At 68.2% G+C, this 19,239-nt stretch carries 18 protein-coding genes; 12 read left to right on the top strand and 6 right to left on the bottom strand.

Annotation, left to right across the window (positions count from 1 at the left end; genetic code table 11):
• Positions 1 to 11: 11 nt before the first annotated feature.
• From ACWDUD_RS22220 to ACWDUD_RS22230, 3 genes are all read right to left on the bottom strand, one after another.
• A complete protein-coding gene (locus ACWDUD_RS22220; RefSeq protein ID WP_450110688.1) occupies positions 12 to 887 on the bottom strand; it encodes an acyl-CoA thioesterase in 876 nt (291 codons plus the stop codon).
• Between the two features lie 119 nt (positions 888 to 1,006).
• A complete protein-coding gene (locus ACWDUD_RS22225) occupies positions 1,007 to 2,569 on the bottom strand; it encodes an AMP-binding protein (protein WP_308200798.1) in 1,563 nt (520 codons plus the stop codon).
• 92 nt (positions 2,570 to 2,661) lie between these two features.
• Positions 2,662 to 3,465 (bottom strand): enoyl-CoA hydratase/isomerase family protein, encoded by an 804-nt coding sequence (locus ACWDUD_RS22230; RefSeq protein ID WP_197255766.1) that lies wholly within the window; start codon positions 3,463 to 3,465, stop codon positions 2,662 to 2,664.
• A gap of 236 nt (positions 3,466 to 3,701) precedes the next feature.
• Between ACWDUD_RS22230 and ACWDUD_RS22235 the strand changes: the two genes are divergently transcribed.
• The gene (locus tag ACWDUD_RS22235) at positions 3,702 to 4,937 is read left to right on the top strand and encodes a cytochrome P450 family protein (RefSeq protein WP_197255764.1); all 1,236 of its coding nucleotides are present in this window, start codon (positions 3,702 to 3,704) and stop codon (positions 4,935 to 4,937) included.
• 31 nt (positions 4,938 to 4,968) lie between these two features.
• The gene (locus tag ACWDUD_RS22240) at positions 4,969 to 6,405 is read left to right on the top strand and encodes a phosphotransferase family protein (protein ID WP_450110689.1); all 1,437 of its coding nucleotides are present in this window, start codon (positions 4,969 to 4,971) and stop codon (positions 6,403 to 6,405) included.
• Here ACWDUD_RS22240 and ACWDUD_RS22245 read toward each other — a convergent pair.
• Positions 6,312 to 6,851 carry a Zn-ribbon domain-containing OB-fold protein gene (locus ACWDUD_RS22245; RefSeq protein WP_197255762.1) on the bottom strand — a complete coding sequence of 180 codons (540 nt, stop codon included), beginning with the start codon at positions 6,849 to 6,851 and terminating at the stop codon, positions 6,312 to 6,314. The genes ACWDUD_RS22240 and ACWDUD_RS22245 overlap by 94 nt on opposite strands.
• A gap of 52 nt (positions 6,852 to 6,903) precedes the next feature.
• On the opposite strand from ACWDUD_RS22245, the gene ACWDUD_RS22250 reads away from it, so the two are divergent.
• The 10 genes from ACWDUD_RS22250 (at position 6,904) to ACWDUD_RS22295 (ending at position 17,623) form a co-directional block, all read left to right on the top strand.
• Positions 6,904 to 8,073 carry a thiolase family protein gene (locus tag ACWDUD_RS22250; protein WP_450110690.1) on the top strand — a complete coding sequence of 390 codons (1,170 nt, stop codon included), beginning with the start codon at positions 6,904 to 6,906 and terminating at the stop codon, positions 8,071 to 8,073.
• 310 nt (positions 8,074 to 8,383) lie between these two features.
• A complete protein-coding gene (locus tag ACWDUD_RS22255) occupies positions 8,384 to 9,223 on the top strand; it encodes an MlaE family ABC transporter permease (protein ID WP_248674407.1) in 840 nt (279 codons plus the stop codon).
• Positions 9,223 to 10,083 (top strand): ABC transporter permease, encoded by an 861-nt coding sequence (locus tag ACWDUD_RS22260; RefSeq protein ID WP_450110691.1) that lies wholly within the window; start codon positions 9,223 to 9,225, stop codon positions 10,081 to 10,083. The genes ACWDUD_RS22255 and ACWDUD_RS22260 overlap by 1 nt, the downstream gene beginning before the upstream one ends.
• 2 nt (positions 10,084 to 10,085) lie before the next feature.
• A complete protein-coding gene (locus ACWDUD_RS22265) occupies positions 10,086 to 11,435 on the top strand; it encodes an MlaD family protein (RefSeq protein WP_450110692.1) in 1,350 nt (449 codons plus the stop codon).
• Positions 11,432 to 12,475 carry an MlaD family protein gene (locus ACWDUD_RS22270; protein ID WP_197255746.1) on the top strand — a complete coding sequence of 348 codons (1,044 nt, stop codon included), beginning with the start codon at positions 11,432 to 11,434 and terminating at the stop codon, positions 12,473 to 12,475. The genes ACWDUD_RS22265 and ACWDUD_RS22270 overlap by 4 nt, the downstream gene beginning before the upstream one ends.
• Before the next feature lie 17 nt (positions 12,476 to 12,492).
• Positions 12,493 to 13,512: an MCE family protein gene (locus ACWDUD_RS22275; RefSeq protein WP_197255744.1), complete on the top strand. Its 1,020-nt coding sequence runs from the start codon at positions 12,493 to 12,495 to the stop codon at positions 13,510 to 13,512.
• On the top strand, positions 13,509 to 14,603 hold the full coding sequence (locus tag ACWDUD_RS22280; protein WP_450110693.1) for an MCE family protein: 1,095 nt from the start codon (positions 13,509 to 13,511) through the stop codon (positions 14,601 to 14,603). The genes ACWDUD_RS22275 and ACWDUD_RS22280 overlap by 4 nt, the downstream gene beginning before the upstream one ends.
• A 32-nt stretch (positions 14,604 to 14,635) precedes the next feature.
• Positions 14,636 to 15,745: an MCE family protein gene (locus tag ACWDUD_RS22285; RefSeq protein WP_307846510.1), complete on the top strand. Its 1,110-nt coding sequence runs from the start codon at positions 14,636 to 14,638 to the stop codon at positions 15,743 to 15,745.
• Positions 15,742 to 17,001 (top strand): MlaD family protein, encoded by a 1,260-nt coding sequence (locus ACWDUD_RS22290; RefSeq protein WP_450110694.1) that lies wholly within the window; start codon positions 15,742 to 15,744, stop codon positions 16,999 to 17,001. The genes ACWDUD_RS22285 and ACWDUD_RS22290 overlap by 4 nt, the downstream gene beginning before the upstream one ends.
• A 19-nt stretch (positions 17,002 to 17,020) precedes the next feature.
• A complete protein-coding gene (locus ACWDUD_RS22295; protein WP_450110695.1) occupies positions 17,021 to 17,623 on the top strand; it encodes a hypothetical protein in 603 nt (200 codons plus the stop codon).
• Between the two features lie 262 nt (positions 17,624 to 17,885).
• Here ACWDUD_RS22295 and ACWDUD_RS22300 read toward each other — a convergent pair whose 3' ends face one another.
• Both ACWDUD_RS22300 and ACWDUD_RS22305 read right to left on the bottom strand, forming a co-directional pair.
• Positions 17,886 to 18,113: a hypothetical protein gene (locus ACWDUD_RS22300; RefSeq protein ID WP_450110696.1), complete on the bottom strand. Its 228-nt coding sequence runs from the start codon at positions 18,111 to 18,113 to the stop codon at positions 17,886 to 17,888.
• Between the two features lie 229 nt (positions 18,114 to 18,342).
• Positions 18,343 to 19,086, bottom strand: coding sequence for a TetR/AcrR family transcriptional regulator (locus ACWDUD_RS22305; protein WP_450110697.1), 744 nt, complete (start codon positions 19,084 to 19,086; stop codon positions 18,343 to 18,345).
• Positions 19,087 to 19,239: the final 153 nt, after the last annotated feature.

Here is a 19,239-nt window from a genome sequence, read left to right on the forward strand (position 1 = left end):
CACCCGTGAGGTCAGGTCCGCGACGGTCCGGACCGCCCGTGCGAGTTGCGGAGCCGGAACAGCGACTCCTGCGCGAGGTTCGCGACGAGCACCCGGTTCTCGTCGTAGATGCGCCCGGTGTACATGCCGCGCCCCTGCGAGGTCGACTCCGGGGCCAGATCGAGCAGCAGCCACCGGTTCGGATCGCAGCCACGGTGGATCCACACGCTGTGATCGATGCTCGGCAGGATGCCGACGTGCTTGACCAGCGGAGCCTTCGACAGCCCGGTGCACATGTCGGAGACGAAGACCAGCCCGCAGGCGCGGAGGTTCGCGTCGTCGCCCAGCGATGACTTGATGCGGACCCACAGCCGCGTCGGCCAGCGGTGATAGGCCTCGTCGTCATGGGGGATGCGGACGTCCAGGTCGAGCATCCGCGGGTCCTGACGAACCGTCGGCAACGCCTCCGGCGGAGTGGTGTCGGGCATCGCCTCGGCCTGGTAGTCGGCGCCCGGCTGGATCTGCTGGAACGACGCCTCCAGGTTCAGGATCGGTACTCCCTCCTGGCTGGCGACGACCCGCCGGACCGAGAAGCGGCCCCCGTCGCGCTCCCGTCCGACGGTGTACGTGATCGGCTTGGTGGCGTCGCCGGGAGCGAGGAAATAGCTGTGCAGTGAGTGCGCCAGTCGCTCGTCGGGAACGGTGTGGGACGCGGCGCGCAGCGCCTGCGCGGTGAGCCGGCCTCCGTAGAGTCCGCGGGGATCGTCGGCCCCGGCCCTCGCCGCGACGAAGGTGTCGGGTCCGGTCGAGGTGAGGGTCAGGGCCTCGGCGACCGTTGCCGCCAGGGTGCCGGACGCGGCCACCGAGTGCGACCGCGCCGTCGAGGCGGCACTGTGTTCGGCCGTCACCGGAACCCCTGCGTGTGGACGCCGCTCGGGCGGGCGACGGCACCGGTCGGGGAGGCGGGTGCCGCGACGCATGTTCGGGAGTCACTCATACAAATGCTTCCTTCTCTCGGTGGGTCGGATCAAACCTGGCGGCCGCTCGAAGCCCAGAACTCCTCGCGGAGAGTGCGTTTGAGCAGTTTCCCGGTCTCCGTCCGGGGCAGGGACATTCGGAACTCGACACTTCGAGGGCACTTGTATCCGGCAAGGCGGGTGCGGCACCAGGCGATCAGCTCGTCGGCCAGCTCATCCGTGGGTGCCGCGGGTGCGGCGAGCTGAACGAGCGCCTTGACCTGTTCGCCCCACTCCGGGTCCGGGACGCCGATCACCGCGGCGTCCGCCACGGCCGGGTGCGTGGAGAGGATGCCCTCGACCTCGGCGGGATAGATGTTCACGCCGCCGCTGATGATCATGTCCTTCGCACGGTCGCAGATGAACAGGTAGCCGTCCTCGTCGAGGTAGCCGACGTCGCCGATCGTGAACGCCTTGCCCCGGTGGGCGGAGCGGGTCGCCACCGGGTCGCCGCGGTACTCGAAACTCGGTGTCCGCGGCTCGAGGTAGACGTTCCCGATCTCGCCGGCCGGTAGCTCGGTCCCGTCGTCGTCGAGGATGCGCACCGTCATCCCCGTCACCGCACGCCCGACGGTGCCCGGCTTCTCGAGCCAGCGGTGCGGTTTGGCGATGGTGGCGGCGCCCTCCATGCCGCCGTAGGTCTCCCAGATGACCGGGCCCCACCAGTCGAGCATCTGCCGCTTCACATCGAGAGGACACGGAGCGGCGGAATGCACGACCACCTTCAGGCTCGAGTGGTCGTACCGGGCGCGGATCTCGTCGGGGAGCCTCAGCAAGCGGACGAACTGGGTGGGCACCATGTACGCGGTCGTCACCCGGTGCTCGTCGATCATCCGCAGCGTGGCCTCGGGATCGAACTTGCCCCCGATTGCCAGTGCCTGCCCGACATTCAGTGCGCCGAGGTAGAAGCTCTGGCAGCCACCGTGATTCATTCCGGTGGAGACCAGGTGGACTCCGTCGAAGGGAAGGAAGGTGAACGCGCGCCCGAATGTGGACATCGCATTGGCCGCTGCCGACGGCTCCAGCGGTGGCAGCGGCCGGAGGATTGCCTTCGGCTTGCCGGTGGTTCCCGACGAGTAGATGATCGCGCCGCCCAGTGTGCGGTCCGCCGGCACGGTGTCCGGCTGTCCGGCGATCAGATCCTCGTACCGCACGAACCCCGGGATGTCTCCGCCGACGGCCACGGCCAGCCGGATGGTGGGGATGTCGTTCACACTGCCCATCCGGTCCGCGTAGTCCGGGTGCACCGCGACGGCGGTCGCGCCGGAATGGGTCAGGATGTCGGTGAACTCGGTGTGCGAGAGCGCGGGGTTGAGCGCGAGGTACCGGATGCCGGTCTCCAGCGCGGCGAGCTGCCAGATGATCGGCTCCACACCGTTGGGCAGCGCGTACGCCACGATGTCTCCGGTGCCGATGCCGTGCGCCCGCAGCGCGTGGACCAGACGGTGCGCGGCCGCGGCGAGCTCGCCGAAGGACATGGTCTGCCCGCTGGGCGATGCCACGATCGCCGTTTGGTCCGGGTGATCCTCCGCGATCCACCAGAACCCGAGTCGCCGATCCCAGGGGTGTTCCACATGAGCCTCCGTCTCGATTCCTGCCGCGAGTTCCGAGCTTGTCCGGATCAGGTCTGTCGGTTGTCGGTGCACGAGTACCCGGCGACGCCGGATCACCGGTAGGTCGGGGGATCGTTCCGGCGCGGCGTCGCACGCCGCTCCGCCACCGGCGGGTTGCCGATGTGGGTGTACGCCATCCCGTTCTGCAGCGCGGTACTGCGGGTCATGTCGAGCGACTCCCAGATCGCGCGCACCGTCCCCTGCACTGCCACGGGATTGCGCGCCGCGATCGACGCCGCGATCTCCCGCGCGCGGCTGCGCAACCGATCCCGCTCGACCACCTCGGTGACCAGGCCCAGCCGTAGCGCGGTGTCCGCGGTGATGCGTTCCTCGGTGCCCATGAGCGCCCACCGCAGGACGTCGCCCAGCGGGACTCCGCGGGCCAGCATCCCGATGGGTTCGAGGGCGGAGACGATGCCGCCGTTGGCGTGGGGGTCGAAGAACACCGCGTCGTCGGACGCCAGGATGATGTCCGACTCGTTGAGGAAGTACTGGGCGCCACCGGCGGCCATGCCGTGCACGGCCGTGACCACGGGCTTCCAGACCCGGTGATGGAGTTTGGGGGAGAGGGTCATGCCCGGGTCGAAGGTGTTCCACACGTTCGACTTGGCGAACCAGGACGCGGATTTGACGTCTGCGCCGGTGCAGAAGGCGCGGTCGCCGTTGGCCTGCAGCACCACCGCGTGGATCGAGTCGTCGTCGCGGATCGTCCGCCACGCCCACTCGATTTCGGCCGCCATCCGGTCGTTCACGGCGTTGAGGGCGTCCGGCCGGTCGAGGGTGATCGTGGCTACGTGGTCGTCGGCCACCTCGAACTCGATCGTTGCCAGGTCCGGAGTGGTGACGTCGATGCTCACGAATGTCCTCCTGTAGTTGCGTGATGCGCTTCACTTCCCACTGAGCCTGTGGTAGAAATCATACAAATCAGTTTACTGTTGGCGCGCGGAATCGGGATATCGACGCGAGCAGGGGGATGTATGGAGAACCTGTGCCGGAGAAGTAACGGGTGCCGGTGGCCATCCCGCACGCCGCGCTCCCGATGGTCTCGAGCGGTCGCGACCGTCCTGCCGGACACGAACGAAAGGTCATCCTCATGACGAGAGTTGCGGCCGCCCCGATGTCCGTGACCAACCTGGCCGACCCGGTGATGTACTACAACCCGTACCCGCGATACGCGTATCTGCGTGAGCACGAACCTGTTTCGCGGGTCAAGGCTCCGATGATGGTGCGAGGCACCGGCTACATGGTGACCCGCCACGGCGACGTCCTCGCACTGCACTGCGACAACCGGTTCTCCACCGACGCCACGAAGTACGGGGGCGCGGCGAAGTTCAACTGGATACTGCCTCAAACCCTCAAGCTGCTCGGCGAAACGATGGTGTTCAAGGACGATCCGGAACACAAGAGGCTCCGGACACTGGTGCACCAGGCGTTCACCCCGAAGCTGGTGGCGGGCATGGCCGACCAGGTCACCGAGATCGCGGCCGAACTCGCCGACGAACTGGCCCGCAAGAAGGACATCGATCTGGTCGAGGACTTTGCGGTGCAACTTCCGTTGCGGGTCATCTCCAGCATGCTCGGTGTCGGCGACACCGACCGTGAGCGCTTCCACCACCTCGTCGGCAAGGTGACCGAGGACTCCGGCACCGGCCCGATCGGGATGATCATGCGGATGCCGGCGGCGAACAAGCTGCTCGCCTTCATCCAGCACCTTGCCGACCACGCACGCGCCCACCCGGACGACGGGTTGATCTCAGCGATCGTGGAGGCGCGAGAGGACGGCGACCGGCTCACCGAACGCGAGGTTCTGGGCATGATCTTCCTCCTGCTGCTGGCAGGGCACGACACGACCTCGAACCTGATCGGCAGCAGCATGCTCGCGCTCGCCCGTCACCCCGAGCAACTGCAGTTGCTGCGCGAGGACGAGTCGTTGTGGCCCACCGCGATCGAGGAACTGCTCCGGTACACCACGCCGGTCGCGTGTGCGGCACCACGGATCGCCGTGGAGGACGTGGAATTCGCCGGCACCCGAATTCCACAGGGCAGCCAGGTGATCGGGATGATCATCTCCGCCAACCGGGACCGGGAATGCTACGACGACCCGGAGTCGCTGGACCTGACCCGCACCCCCAACAAGCACATGTCGTTCGCATTCGGGGCGCACTACTGCCTGGGGCACCACCTCGCGCGCCTGGAAGGCCGCATCGCGCTGCAGACGCTGCTGAACCGGTTCGACCGGCTCGAGGTGACCGCCGCCGACACCGACCTGCGATACAAGGCGACACTGTCGCTGCGCGGGCTGAAAGCCCTACCCATGCGGGTCGGCTGAGTCCGGGGCCGGGCATGACGAGGGGGAAGGAATGACGGTGGAAATGCAGGGCCTGCCCGCGGAATTACGCGCGTGGCTGCTGTCCGTTACCGGCGCGGACGAGATCACCGCGAAGCAGGTCCCCGGTGGCGCCAGCAGGCAGGCGTGGTTCGTGGACGCCCACGGGGTGTCCGACGGTGCCCTGTTCCTCCGCTACGATCCGCGACCACCGCAGCCCGACAGCGCGTTCCATCCGCTACAGGTGGAAGCGGAGATCATACGTGCGCTGTCGGACGCCGGTGCGTGCGTGCCCGCCGTGGTCGCCGTGCACCCGACCCTGCAGGCGGTTCTCCTCCGGAGGGTCGACGGGGAGACCTGGTTCTATCTGATCGGTGACCCCGACGAGCAGGTGGCAGTGGCGCGAGATTTCATCGGTCATCTCGCAGCGATCCACCGGATCGATCCCCGGAATCTGGTGATCGACTCGCTCGGGCCGGTTCGATCGGTCCGCGAGCACCTCGCCGACGAACTCGCCGGAATCCGGCGGCGCATGGCTCGCAAGAAGGGCCCGATGCCGCTGCTGTCGTTCTGTGTCGACTGGCTCGAACGCAACATGCCCGACGACGACGGCCCGGTGGTGCTGGTGCAGGGTGACACCGGTCCCGGCAACTTCATGTACCGCGACGGCCGAGTCACCGCGATCGTGGACTGGGAACTCGCCCACTTCGGTGACCCGATGGACGACATCGCGTGGCTGTCGCTGCGGGCCGCGCAGGACCCGTTCACCAGCTTCCCGGATCGGCTCGCGGAGTACGAGGCGCTGTCCGGCCACCGGATCGACGAACCGAAGATCTGGTACTACCGGCTGCTGGCGGAGGCGAAGCTCGCGACCTTCCACGACGGCGCCGACGACCGTCGAGGTTCCGTCGCGGTGGGTTCCCCGGACGCGGGCAACAGCCTGATCTACGGGATGCTGCACCGGCGCCTGCTCATCGAGGCGCTCGGTCACGCGGTGGGAATCGACATGGAGCGTACCGAGTTCCATCCGGAACCGGACGGTCCCGGCAACGGCCACGTCTTCGACGCCACCTTGGCGGTGCTGCGCGCGGCGGCCGGACAGGCCGGTGACCCGCTGGCCGCCCGCTGGACCAAGGGTGCGGCGCGGCTGGTCAAGTACCTGAAGGAATGCGACCGGGTCGGTGGGGTGCTGGACCGCGACGAGATCGCGGAACTGACGAAGTTGCTCGGCGAAATGCCGGCCTCCGTCGAGGATGGGCGTGCTGCTCTGGCCCGGCGGACGATCGACGGGGAAATCCCGGTCCTGGACTACGTCGCCCAGATGTGGAAGGGCGTCCAACGGGACGACTACCTGATGCGGACCGCGTCCGGCGCCCTCTACGACCGCACCTGGCCACCCATCACCCACGGGACCGGACCCGTCGACAACGGGGAGCCGATCCCGACCCGCGATCCGTCGGTGGGCTGGTGACCACCGGGGGTCGAGGGCGCGAACACGGGCACGTACACCCGGTCCTTGTCCTCATGCGTCCCCGCGACCTCCTCGAACGCGACGGTCACCGGCATGCCGATCTCCACGGACTCCGGCGGACACCCGACGATGCCGGCGGGGATACGAAGCCCGGCCTGGTCGTCGAGTTCGACGAGGGCGATCACGTACGGGACCGCCACCTCGGGGTGAAACCGTTGGACGTTGACGGTGAACGTGTAGACCACCCCGGCGCCGGACGTGTCGCGAATCCCCGCCGGCTCGTTGCAGTCCGGGCAGGTGGCCGCCGGCGGAAAGAACCAGCGCGCACAGCTCTCGCAGAACGGCAGGCGCAGAACGGAATCGGCGCCGCCGGTCCAGAAGGGCCGGTCGACGGAGGTGGGCGTCGGAACATACGGGCGGACCTGCGGGGTCGAGAGCTCCTGCATCGCTTCACAGTATCCGCGACCCCCACCCGGCCGCATCCGAACGGAGGCTCCGATGCACTTTCCTGAGCAGAACGCGATCATCTCGGGGATCGGCATCTCCGACATCGGAAGGAAAACGGGCACACCGGGACTCGATCTCACCGTGCAGAGTGCATCGGCGGCGGTCGCGGATGCAGGCCTGACGCCCGCGGACATCGACACGGTCCTGACACTGGGGGACACTCCGGCGGCCGAGGCTGCCCGCGCTCTGGGCATCGAATCGCCGGACCTTCCGGCACTGGACGGTGATGCGGGGCTGCTCGTCCCGGTGCAGCAGGCCGCGGTCGCGGTCGGGGAGCGCCGGGCCCGGCACGTCCTCGTCTATCGGACCGTGCAGATGATGGGAGGCACGGTCGATCGACCGCGCCGGTCCGGTGGCGGGAAGGGCGGTGGGCGGCCCCGTCGTGGTCCGGGCCCGGCCATGGGCGATGTGTCGTACCTGTTGGCGGCCAACGCGTTCTCCGCGGCCAATTGGCTGGCGCTCCACTGCCGTCGGCACATGCACGAGTACGGCACGACCCGAGAGCATCTGGGATGGGTCGCGATCAACGCGCGCCGCAACGCGGCACTCAATCCGTCGGCGGTGTTCCGGGACGAGATCACGATGGCCGATTATCTCGCGGCCCGGCCGGTCTCGACGCCGTTCGGGCTGCTCGACTGCGATGTGCCCGTCGACGGGTCGATCGCGGTGGTCGTCTCCCACCGCGATCACGCCGCCGGCATGCCGCACCCACCGGTCCGCATCGCAGCGATCGGCGGGGCCGCCGGAACCGGGGGATGGACCCAGCGGCCCGACTATCCCCGGATGGCCGCCACGGATGCCGCGGCGCGGCTGTGGAGCCGGACCGAACTAACCCCGGCCGACGTCGACATCGCGGAACTGTACGACGGATTCACGTTTCTCACGATCACCTGGCTCGAAGCGCTGGGGCTGTGCCCGGAGGGCGGCGGTGGCGACTTCGTGGACGGAGGTACCCGCATCGCGCGCGACGGATCGCTACCGCTCAACACCTACGGGGGTCAGCTGTCCGCCGGGCGGATGCACGGCTACTGGGTGCTGCACGAGGCGTGTGCTCAACTGCGCGGCACGGCGGGGGACCGGCAGGTGCCCCGTCCACCCGAGGTGGCGGCGGTGTCCGTCGGGGGAGGACCGATCGCCGGATGTATGCTCCTCACGCGGTGACCGGCGGTCGAAGTCGAATGTCATTCGGTAACACCACTTATGGTGGTTGGTGTACCGAAACTTCGGTACGCCGACCGTCATCTCCGTGCTCTGGACGAGTGCCTTCTGCGGGAGCCGGATCAGAGTGGAGTCGATCCGGCCAAAGTGCGGAACATGGCCGAAGCAATACAGTAAATTGGGTTATATGAATGACTCGACGGTCCGCACGGGCGTGGGGGATCGCGCGGATCGCTGATCGGATGTCTGTTCGTCGCAACCGGACGGGGTTGAGGTGACTGAAGACGAGATTCCAGGCGGGGCAGGGGATCACGTGGACACGACAGGGGGTGCGGTCGACGAGATCACCGACTGGTCGAGGGGATACCTCGACCGGCATCTCGGCCGGTCGCTCGTCACCGTCGGGGAACAGATCAAGCTGGGTATCGAGGCGATGCGGTATCTCGTCGTGGACCTCGTGCGTGGCCGGTTCCCCTTCGAGTACTTCGTCCGCGAAGCGGTGTTCATGGCGAAAACCGCGCTGTTGCCGAGCTTCTTCGTCGCCATCCCGATCGGCGTCACCCTGTCGATTCAATTCGGATTGCTCGCCGGGCAGGTGGGTGCCACCTCCCTCGCCGGTGCCGCGAGCGGTCTCGCCGTGATCCGGCAGGGCGCGCCGCTGGTGACCGCGTTGATGATGGCCGCCACCGTCGGTGCCGCGATCTGCGCCGATCTGGGATCTCGGACCATCCGCGAAGAGGTCGACGCGATGAAGGTGATGGGTGTCTCGCCCGTCCGGCGGCTGGTGGTCCCGCGCCTGGCGGCCGCGGTCGTCGTGGGCACCGCGCTCACCGGAACGATCACCTTCATCGGCTTCCTCGCCGGTTACCTGTTCAACGTCTACGTCCAGGACGGTGCGCCGGGCAGTTTCGTCGCCACGTTCGCGTCGTTCGCGACCGTCGGCGACTTGGTGCTGACGATGGTCAAGGCGATCGTGTTCGGTGCGATCGTGGCGACCGTCGCATGCCAGAAGGGACTGTCCACCCACGGTGGTCCGGCGGGGGTCGCGAACTCGGTGAACTCCACCGTGGTCGGGTCGATCATGTTGCTGATGGTCGTCAACGTGCTGTTCACCCAGCTCTACGTCATCGCGTTCCCGAGGGCGTCGTTCTGATGGCATCGCCGTCGGCCTACCACCCCCCGGGCGTGCGCCCACTCGTGGTCGCGTACGGGGCGATCACGCGACCGATCCGGATGATCGGGCACCTGGTGTCGTTCTTCTGCCGCGCCGTGGCAGGTCTGCCTGCGATGCTCCGGCACTACCACCGCGAGTTCCTGCGCCTGCTGTCCGACGTGACCTGGGGGAACGGGTCCCTGGTGGTCGGCGGTGGCACGGCCGGCGTCATCCTGGTGCTCGGTGCCAGCGCCGGGGCGATCGTCGGGATCGAGGGTTACAACGCGCTGCGCCTGCTCGGTCTCGGCCAGGCGACCGGGCTCGTCTCCGCCACCGCGGCGACCCGCGAACTCGCACCGATCATGGCGGCGCTGGCCTTCGCGGCGCAGGCCGGCTGTCGGTTCACGGCCCAGCTCGGTGCCATGCGCATCTCGGAGGAGATCGACGCCATGGAATCGCTGGCTATCAGACCGATTCCGTACCTCGTCACCACGCGTCTGCTGGCGTCGATGATCGCCGTCATCCCGCTGTTCGTGTGCTGCCTGGTGCTCACCTACGTCGTCGTGCAGCTGGTCGTCGCGCTCGCCGGCGGCGTGTCCATCGGCACCTACCAGCACTACTTTCACCTGGTCATGGCCGGACCGGACATCGTGTATTCGGTGATCAAGGTGGTGGTGTTCGTGACCATCACCTCCACGATCCAGTGCTATTACGGCTATTACGCCCGGGGTGGCCCGCAGGGCGTCGGGGTGGCCGTGGGACGTGCGATGCGCTCCGGGATCAGCGTGATGATCATCGTCAATCTGCTTCTCACGCTGGCCTTCTGGGGAGTCTCGGCCGGTTCGAAGCTGGGGGGCTGAGGATGCGGACGATCTCGCTGGAATCCGAGGCCGGTGCGCCGACCGACCGCATTCTGCTGATCCGCGGTCTCGTCGGTCTCGTCGTCATCGCGGCGGTCGTCGCCGTCCTGCTGCTGCGCTCGACGGGGTCGCTCGACGACCGGGTAGCCGTCACCGCACTGCTTCCCGACGTCGGCGACGGTATCCCCGCGAAATCGGACGTGAAGTTCCGTGGTCTCGTCGTCGGTATCGTCACCGGCGTCGAACCGGGCCGCGACGGCCGGCCGAACGAGGTGTCGATTCTGCTCGAACCCCATGATGCGCAGGGCATTCCCGAAACCGTGACCGCGCGGGTGGTCCCGAGCAACGTGTTCGCGGTTTCGTCGGTCCAGCTGGTCGACAACGGTGCCGGGGCCCCGCTCACCGACGGTGCGGTGATCCCCGCCGACACGAGCCGGCCGACCGTCGAACTGCAGACGGCCCTGACGAAGATGCGGGACATCGTCGCGGCGGTCGGGCGGGACCGCCGCGACGCCACCGTCGGCGTGCTGACCGCGCTCGCATCGGCGACCGAGAACCGCGGGCAGGAGATCCGCGACGCCGGGGGGCAACTCGTCGACATGACCACCGCGCTCAATGCCGCCGTCGACGACGGTTCGGACCGGTCCCAGCTGGTCGACCTGGCCACCGCGCTGCGGGGACTCCAGGAATCCGCACCCGAACTGCTCGACGCCGTCCATCACTCGGCCGTGCCGATGCTGACCGTCGCCGAGAAACAGGCCGCACTCACCGACCTGCTCGCAGCCGGCCAGTACACGATGGGAACCACCGAACGGGCACTCGGCAACAATGCCGACCGGATGATCACCATCACCGGTCAGCTGGCCCCGGTGCTGGACCTGCTCGCCGCGGGCGGCGCGGCCTTCCCCGGGATCGCCACCGACATCGCGGTCGTATCGCGCCGGTTCTCGACCGAATTCTGGGACCCTGCCCGCCAGCGCGGCACCGGACACTTCGTGTGGACGCTGACGCCGCACAAGGTCTTCGGCCCCGCGGACTGCCCCCGCTACGGCGACCTCGCCGGTCCGTCGTGCACGTGGCCGGCACCGGCCGGCAGTGCGCAGCCGGTGCTGCCGGCGAGCCTGGACCCGCGCAACTTCCGGCCACCCGCGGCTCTGTCGGGCGGCAACGTCGGCCCGGTCGGCGGCCCCGCCGAGATGGAGGCCCTGCGGGAACTGCTCGGTGAACAGGCGACCACGGCGGCCTCGCTGATTCTCGGACCTCTGCTGCGCGGGATGAACGTGAGCGTGGACACCGTCCCCGTGCCGGCGGGAGCCGGGGATCCGGTCCCTGTCGCGGAGGGAGGACGATGAGCTACCGGCGCTCGATCATCTGGCTCTCGCTGTTCCTGGTGGCCTCCGTCGTCCTCACCTGGACGATCCTGAACACGTTGCGCCGCGGGATGAGCGGCTCGACCCACACCTACTCCGCCGTGTTCACGGATGTATCCGGGTTGCGTTCCGGCGACGACGTCCGGGTCGCCGGGGTCCGCGTCGGCCGCGTCGACTCGATCGATCTCGACGGCAATCTCGCCCGAGTACGTTTCCAGGTGGACCGTGACCACACGCTCAGCGGCGACACCCGGGCCGCGGTGACCTATCAGAACCTCATCGGCCAGCGCTATCTGGCGCTGTCGCTCGGCGACTTCGGCACGCCGACGCCGCTGGAACCGGGCGCCGAGATCCCCGTCGACCACACCGAACCGTCCTTCGACATCTCACTGTTGCTCAACGGATTCGAACCGCTGTTCAGCGTCCTCGATCCGGACAGCGTCAACGACCTCTCCGAAGCGCTCGTCGGTGCCCTCGGCGGCGACGCGGGATCGATCACGCGGCTGCTCGCGCAGACCTCGGCCCTCGCCGAGTCGATCGCCGGCCCGGACGAGGTTCTCGGGGATCTGATCACCCAACTCGGGACCGCGCTGACCGGGCTGTCCCGGCAGTCCGGAGATCTTCAGGACGTTATCACCCGCTCCCAGGTGATCTTCACCGAGCTCGCGTCCCGCAGGAGCGACCTGGTCACGTCCGCGGAGACCATCACTCGGGTCGGGAACCGGGTCGCCGAGATCGCCGCGGCCACCCGGCCCGAGGTCACCGAGTTCCTGGACCGGGAGCCGGGGTTCTCCTCCCATTTCAACGCGGGGAAGGAAGACTTCGAATACCTGGGCGCCAACGCGCCGTTGCTGCTCAAGGGCCTCGCCCGGATCAGTCAGGAGGGCAGCTTCCTCGGCGCCTACGTGTGCGATCTCAACCCACTCGGGTTCGCTCCGTTCCTGGTGCCGTTGGTTCCGGAGATGGTCGCCGACTCCACGCCGGGCGGCAAGGCCCAGTACTCGCCGATCTGTCAGCCATGAGGACGGGGGTGCACACGATGACGAGGAAACCGGTCGAGGAGTGGGATTCGCTGCGGCTCGGAATCGCCGGGGTCGTCGCCCTCGTCGTGGTCGTCCTGGCGATCGTCGGGGTCAGTTCAATCGATCCCGGACGCCGTGAGATCGTGGCCGAGTTCGCGCAGGCCGCCGAGATCCGTGTGGGCGACCAGGTGACCGTGGCGGGCGTCGCGGTCGGAGAGGTCACCGGCGCCGAACTCGCCGGTGACCGGGTGAACGTGACGATGAAGATCGACCGGGACGTCGCGCTCGGTGCCGACACGCGGGCGTCGATCAAACTCACCACGCTGCTCGGCTCGCGCTACGTCGCGCTCACGCCGGGAGGGTCCGGCACCTTCGAGGACCGGCGAATTCCACTGGACCACACCGAAGTTCCCTACGATCTGCAGGAGACGATCGAAGGGGCGACCAGCACCTTCGAGCAGGTCGACGCCGCGGAGGTCGCCGACGCGATGACCACACTGACCGGCCAGCTGGAGGGGGCACCCGAGGTGGTGCCCCAGGCGATCGCCAACGCCGGCACCCTCGCGGAGATCGTCGCCGCCCGGCGCACGCAGATCGGCGACCTGATCAGCGGCACCGAGCGGATCACGTCGGTGATCCGGACGCAGCAGTCGAACATCGGGTCCCTGATGGTGCAGGGCCGCGATCTTATGTCGGAACTCGACCGGCGCCGGGAGTCGGTGATCGGCATGTTCGCCGCGACGACCACCCTGATCGACGAGCTGCACCGGACCGTCGTCGACGACAGCCCCGAGATCCAGGAACTGATGGCCGAACTCGACAGCATGCTCGGATCGCTGGCCCGGCACGACGACCTGCTCCGCAACATCCTGGAGGTGGCGCCCCTGCCGGTGCGCAATTTCACCAACGCATCGGGGTCCGGAAACTACGTCGACTTCACCGGGCCGGCCGGCGTCCTGGTCGACTCCTGGATGTGCGCGCTGAGCGGGCGCGCCGAAGAACTCGCAGCGAACCCGTACTTCCAGGAATGCCGATGAACCGCCGGCGGATCGGGTTCACGGCGGCGCTGATGCTCGTGCTCGTCGTGGTTGCGGCGGCGGCCGCGTGGCCGGGCGAAAAGCAGCGCACCATCGTCGCCCAGTTCGCGAGCGGCGCAGGACTGTACGAGGGCAACAAGGTGACCGTGCTCGGAATCACCGTCGGCCGGATCGTCACCATCGAGCCGCGCGGCACCGCGGTCGATATCACGATGGAGGTCGATCCGGAGGTCCCCGTCCCGGTCGACGTGCAGGCGGTCGCGGTGTCCTCGTCCGTGTTGACCGATCGGCACATCGAACTATCGCCCGCCTACACCGGCGGTCCGGTGTTGTCGGACAACGCTTTCCTGCCGTTGGACCGCACCCGAACACCGATCGAGTTCGACCGGCTGCTGTCGATGGTGGACACCCTGTCGCGGGAACTGGGCAGCGACGACGGCGGCGACGGCCCGGTCGGGGGGATGCTCGCGGTCACCGCCGATTCGCTGGAGGGGAACGGTCCGGCGATGCGCGAGGCCCTCAGCCGATTATCGGACGCGCTCCGGACGGGGGAGGACCCGAGCGCCACGCGGGACTCGATCGTCACCCTCGTCGACAACCTGAACGCGCTCACCCAGGCGGCCGCCGACAACGATGCCACGATCCGGGAATTCGGCGGGAGCCTGCGTCGGCTCAGTGACATGCTCGCCGACGAGGCCCTCGGTCAGGGCGACACCGGTTCCAAACTGAACGAAATCCTCATCCGGACAGAGGAAATGCTGGCACAGAACCGAATTCCCATTCAGGGCACGGTCGCCAGCACCGAGACCCTCACTCGGGCGATGAGCGACTACGAGCGGGAGATGTCGGAGTTCCTGAACGTGGCCCCGTTGCTGCTCGACAACGCGTACAACGCGATCGACCGCACCAACGGAGTGGTCCGCGTGCACACCTTCGCCGACCGGATTCTGTTCGACCACCAGATGCTCAAGGAGGTCTGCAATCTCGCCGGACTTCAGGAATTGGGGTGCGCGACCGGCAAACCGCAGGACTTCGGACCCGACTTCGGTATCACCGCGATGCTGGCGACCGTGGCGGGGGTGGTCCCGTGAGGACGGTTCGACGCTCGGCTGGGCGGTCACGGGTGCCTGCGGCACGGCAGTCACGGCTGTCGCCGATCGCGGTGGCCGTCGTCTGTGTGCTCTGCTGGGCGCTCGCCGGCTGCTCGGTGGGGCTCGGCCAGCTCCCGCTGCCCGCGCCCGGGACAGGGGGCGACGGCTTCGTCGTCACCGCGATCTTCCGGAACGCGCTGAACCTGCCGGCGAAGGCGAAGGTCCGGGTGAAGGGCGCCGACGTCGGATTCGTGCTGGACATGGAGGTCCGTGACTACCTGGCGGTGGTGCGGATGCAACTCCGGGACGGAACCCTGCTACCCCAGGGCACGCGGGCAGAATTGCGTTCCGCGACACCGCTCGGAGACGTCTTCGTCGCGCTGGAACCGCCCGCCGACCCCGGGGGTGCGGTGTTGCAGGACGGCGACACCATCCCGGTGGAGTCGACGTCCGCGGGCGCGACGGTCGAGGAGGTGCTTTCGACGGCGGCGATGCTGGTCAACGGCGGTGCCATCCGGAATCTGACGAAACTCGTCAACGGTCTCGGTGAATCGGTCGGTGACGGCGGCGACGAACTGGGTGCGCTGGTCCGCGAGTCCACCACGCTGGTCGCGTCGCTGTCGGCGCGGACGTCGGAGATCGAAGCGGTGCTGGGTTCGGCGAACGCCCTCGCCGACACCGTCGTGGAGCGGCAGCAGAGTATCGACTCCGCGCTCGCCGCAGCCGGACCGGCCCTCGGGGTGGTCGCCGACAACACCCAGGCGATTCTCGGCACGGTCGACCAGCTCACCCGGATCACCCAGCAATTGGAGCGGTTCCCGTCGATCAACGGGACAGGTGCGGGTGGGATGGTGCAGGACATCAACCGGATCGCCGGATGGCTGAACGCGGCGGCGACGGCGCCGGGCGCCAGCATCGAGGACGTCAACCGGATCCTCGGCCCGATCATCAAGCTCACCAGCGGCACCTCCGGTCATGTCGACGTGTCGATTTCGCAGTTCGCGCTCGGCGCGTTCGACGACCCGAACTACCACGCAGACCCGGGATCGAGGCTCCCGGACGCGGGGGACTGGGAGCGTTTCGCCGGGTCGCTCGCGGTGACGATGTTCCGCCTCCAGCAACGGCTCGAGGGTCCGCGATGAGCACGCAGGGCGACATCGTCGAGGCCTCGGCGCGGGGGCTGCTCTCCGGGGTGCGGTGGGGCCGGCGACACCGGACCGCGCTGTCGGTCCTGGCTCTGGTCGCGTTGCTCGTCGGTGGCGTCGCCTACCTGTTCCTGAATACGTTGGAGCTCAACCCGGCGAGGGCGACGATCCGGGTGGACGTCCGGCTCGCGCAGTCCGGTGGTCTGCTGCCGGGTCAGGACGTGACGTTGCGCGGGGTGGCGGTCGGCCGGGTCGAGTCGGTGGATATCGACGGCACGGGCGTCCGGGCGGTCGCGGTGATCGACGCCGCCGTGCCGATCCCGGCGACCGGGCAGGTGCGGGTGTCCAGCCTGTCCCCGGCGGGCGAACAGTTCCTGGATTTCCAGCCCACCACCGACGACGGCCCCTACCTCACCGACGGTTCCGTCGTCGACGAATCGAACACGTCGACCCCCGTCCCGATGGCGACGATGCTCGAGAACATGGAGCCGATGCTGGCGCAGATCGACCCCGACGATCTGGCCGTGATCACGAAAGAACTCGGGACCGGTCCCGAGGGAGTCCACAAACTGCGCGACATCGTGCACGGCGGAACGTTCCTGGTGTCCACGCTGCACGCGGTGCTGCCGCAGACCCTGGGAATCCTGCAGACCGACAAGGTCGTTCTGGCCACCCTGTCCGAGACGGCACCCGGCCTGGCCGCGACCGCGGCGAATCTCGACGGCACCCTGCGCGGGGTCAGCGCCATGGACGGCGGCCTGCGGCAGCTGCTGGAGCAGACCCCGGCGACCGTGCGCAGCATCGACGCCCTGTTCGCCGACAACTCGCCGACCATGGTGCAACTGCTGGGCAACCTGGTCACCGTGACGCAGATGGTGAACGTGCGCCTGCCGGCGTTGCAGGAGTTCATTTTCCCGCAGCAGCGCGACGGGTCGACACTCCAGTCGATCGGGACCGTCTTCCGGGACGGCGGAATCTGGGGCGCGGTCGACGTCTACCCGAGGGTGCCGTGCGACTATCCGCTGCCCCGGTCGGCGCCCTCGCGCCCGGACTTCCCCGAGCCGTTCCTCAATACGCACTGCCCCGATCCGCAGTTGCTTCCCCGCGGCGCGGCGGCGGCACCGCGGCCCCCGGGAGACGACACCGACAAGCCGGCGCCGGGCAGCGATCCGCTGGGCCGCACCAGCCCGACTCCGCAGGGCCCGCAAACCCTGCCGACCCCGTACGCGGGGCCGCCGATCCACTTCAACTGAACCCGACCTGGAGGTAACCGTGAGCAGCGTGAAGGATCCCCTGCTGGAGGACGACCCGGACACCGTGACGGCCGCGGCCGAGCGATCCGAGCCGGGGAAAGCCGTTGTCTCCGAACCGGACACCGCGACACCCGCCCCGGGGACAACGACACACCCCATCCGCAGGGTACTCGCCGGTGTACTCGCCGCCGCGGTGTGTGCCGGAGCGGGGTTCGCCGGTTGGCGCATGTACTCCGACGCGGCGGTGGACCGCGCCGCATCGGAGGCGCTCGAGACCGCGAGGAACTACGCCGTCACCCTCACCAGCATCCAGGCCGGTGACATCGACCGGAACTTCTCCGACGTCCTCGCCGGGGCGACCGGGGAGTTCCGCGACATGTACTCGAGGTCCAGCAGCCAGCTCAAGCAGATGCTGGTGGACAACAACGCCAGCAGCACGGGCACGGTGGTGGACGCCGCGGTGCGGTCGGCGACCGCCGACGAGGCGGTGGTGCTGCTCTTCGTCGACCAGACGATCACCAACACCGCCACCCCGGAACCGCGGGTCGATCGCAGCCGCGTGGTGATGACGCTCGACAATGTGGACGGACGCTGGCTGGTGAGCAGGGTCGACCTGCTCTGATCGCGCGGCCGGGCGCGATCACGCTCCGGGTAATGCCCGGAAACCGCTGTTGCTGATGACGATCCGCGCGGGGCCGTCGATTGTTCCAGCTCGTACAGCGCTTCGTCGAGATGGGGTCGACATCAGGATCATCCGCTCCTCCCACGCCGCCGGCCCGGCCGGGATGTCGCCGGCGCAGCGGCGGCAGTCGTGGCGCAGTTGCTGCTCATGGATCGCGAACCGGACGGGCGGATCGAGCGGTACGTTGCGGTAGGTGACGGTTCTATCCGGCGCTGTGGACGAGCATGTTGTACTCCTCGTCGGAGATGACGCCCACGAAATTCGCATGTCCGAGCCAGAACAGGCTGTCGTCGTCGTAGACGGGGACGTCTGCTTGGCCGCTTGACTTCTCGACTCGGGGGAAGGACTTGGCCCTCAACTCTGCCGCGACGTTGTCCAGGCTGATCTCGTTGTTCGCGAGTTGCTGCATCAGTTGCTTGGTAGTGGTCATCGGGCGTGCTCTCTATCTTTGCTCGTGGGGTGAAGGGGAGGAGCTGGTCTACTCCGTCCTTTCCCGGCGGGGCCGACCCCGATCTTGCCGACCCTATGGGCGCGGAATCGCCACCCGCATCAACGATCACGGACCGTCTACAGCCAGGGCTGGCCGCATGTCGGCAGCTCACCTCGCTGCCGTGGATCTGTGGCTCGTCGGACGTGACCGGAGTCAGGGGGCCCGGAGGCTAGTTGGTGACGGCCGCTGCGCTGGGCGACTTCTTCGACTGCGGGGTCTTGCCCTCGGCCTGCCGGGCCTCGAGCAGGCGGCTGGCCTGGTCGAGAATGCAGTCGAGACCGTACTCGAAGTTCCGGTCGTTGGGCGCCCCGCTCTGGATTCCCTTCGCATTCGCCTCGGCGAGCAGCGGAGTGGTTTCGCTCGAGATCGGAAGGAGCTCGTAGTACGCACCCGACGGAGCTTCGGACTGCCGGTTCTTCTCCTGCAGGCGCTGCAGCACGATCATGCCGTGGACGTGCAACTGCACCGCCGAGTAGACGTCGACCGCGTCCTCGAGCGTGAACCCCGACTCGACGAGATTCGCGATGACGCTCTCGGTCTGCTTCGCGCCGAGCTGGGCGGCCTTGGGGCTCAACGCGGATCGGATCAGGATGAGGTCGCACAGAATCGGGTTCTTCACGAACGTCTCCCGAACGGTCCGTGCGTGGTTGCGCAAGGTGTCGCGCCAGTTCGCGGCCTCGACGAACGGCATCGAGTAGGCGTACTCGCGCAGTGCCCGGTCGGCCATCGCGCTGAGCAGGTCGTCCTTCTTGCGGAAGTACCAGTAGATGCTGGTGACACCGACATCCAGGTGCTTGCCGAGCATCGGCATGCTCAGGTTGTCGATCGAGACTTCCTCCGCGAGTTCGAACGCGCCGTCGAGAATGTCGTCAGGGTTGAGTGAACCCCGTTCGCGCCGTGGCCGTTTCGCCATGTCACACTCCCAACTCTGTGGTGTCGCACCGGAGTGCCACCCGTCCGCCGGACCGGCTCGATGCCGCCGACCCACCCGTACATGCCACCGTAAATGATACCGACGGGGGCACGGTCGGCCCGGTGACGGCCTATCCCGATATCCTTACCGATA

The organism is Rhodococcus sp. NPDC003382 (assembly GCF_053589135.1).

What these genes read in the sequence shown, in the direction of transcription:
- ACWDUD_RS22235 (WP_197255764.1), top strand. Translation starts at nt 3,702, where the DNA reads ATGACGAGAGTTGCGGCCGCCCCGATGTCCGTGACCAACCTGGCCGAC.
- ACWDUD_RS22240 (WP_450110689.1), top strand. Translation starts at nt 4,969, where the DNA reads ATGACGGTGGAAATGCAGGGCCTGCCCGCGGAATTACGCGCGTGGCTG.
- ACWDUD_RS22245 (WP_197255762.1), bottom strand. Translation starts at nt 6,851, where the DNA reads ATGCAGGAGCTCTCGACCCCGCAGGTCCGCCCGTATGTTCCGACGCCC.
- ACWDUD_RS22250 (WP_450110690.1), top strand. Translation starts at nt 6,904, where the DNA reads ATGCACTTTCCTGAGCAGAACGCGATCATCTCGGGGATCGGCATCTCC.
- ACWDUD_RS22260 (WP_450110691.1), top strand. Translation starts at nt 9,223, where the DNA reads ATGGCATCGCCGTCGGCCTACCACCCCCCGGGCGTGCGCCCACTCGTG.
- ACWDUD_RS22265 (WP_450110692.1), top strand. Translation starts at nt 10,086, where the DNA reads ATGCGGACGATCTCGCTGGAATCCGAGGCCGGTGCGCCGACCGACCGC.
- ACWDUD_RS22270 (WP_197255746.1), top strand. Translation starts at nt 11,432, where the DNA reads ATGAGCTACCGGCGCTCGATCATCTGGCTCTCGCTGTTCCTGGTGGCC.
- ACWDUD_RS22275 (WP_197255744.1), top strand. Translation starts at nt 12,493, where the DNA reads ATGACGAGGAAACCGGTCGAGGAGTGGGATTCGCTGCGGCTCGGAATC.
- ACWDUD_RS22280 (WP_450110693.1), top strand. Translation starts at nt 13,509, where the DNA reads ATGAACCGCCGGCGGATCGGGTTCACGGCGGCGCTGATGCTCGTGCTC.
- ACWDUD_RS22290 (WP_450110694.1), top strand. Translation starts at nt 15,742, where the DNA reads ATGAGCACGCAGGGCGACATCGTCGAGGCCTCGGCGCGGGGGCTGCTC.
- ACWDUD_RS22300 (WP_450110696.1), bottom strand. Translation starts at nt 18,113, where the DNA reads ATGACCACTACCAAGCAACTGATGCAGCAACTCGCGAACAACGAGATC.
- ACWDUD_RS22305 (WP_450110697.1), bottom strand. Translation starts at nt 19,086, where the DNA reads ATGGCGAAACGGCCACGGCGCGAACGGGGTTCACTCAACCCTGACGAC.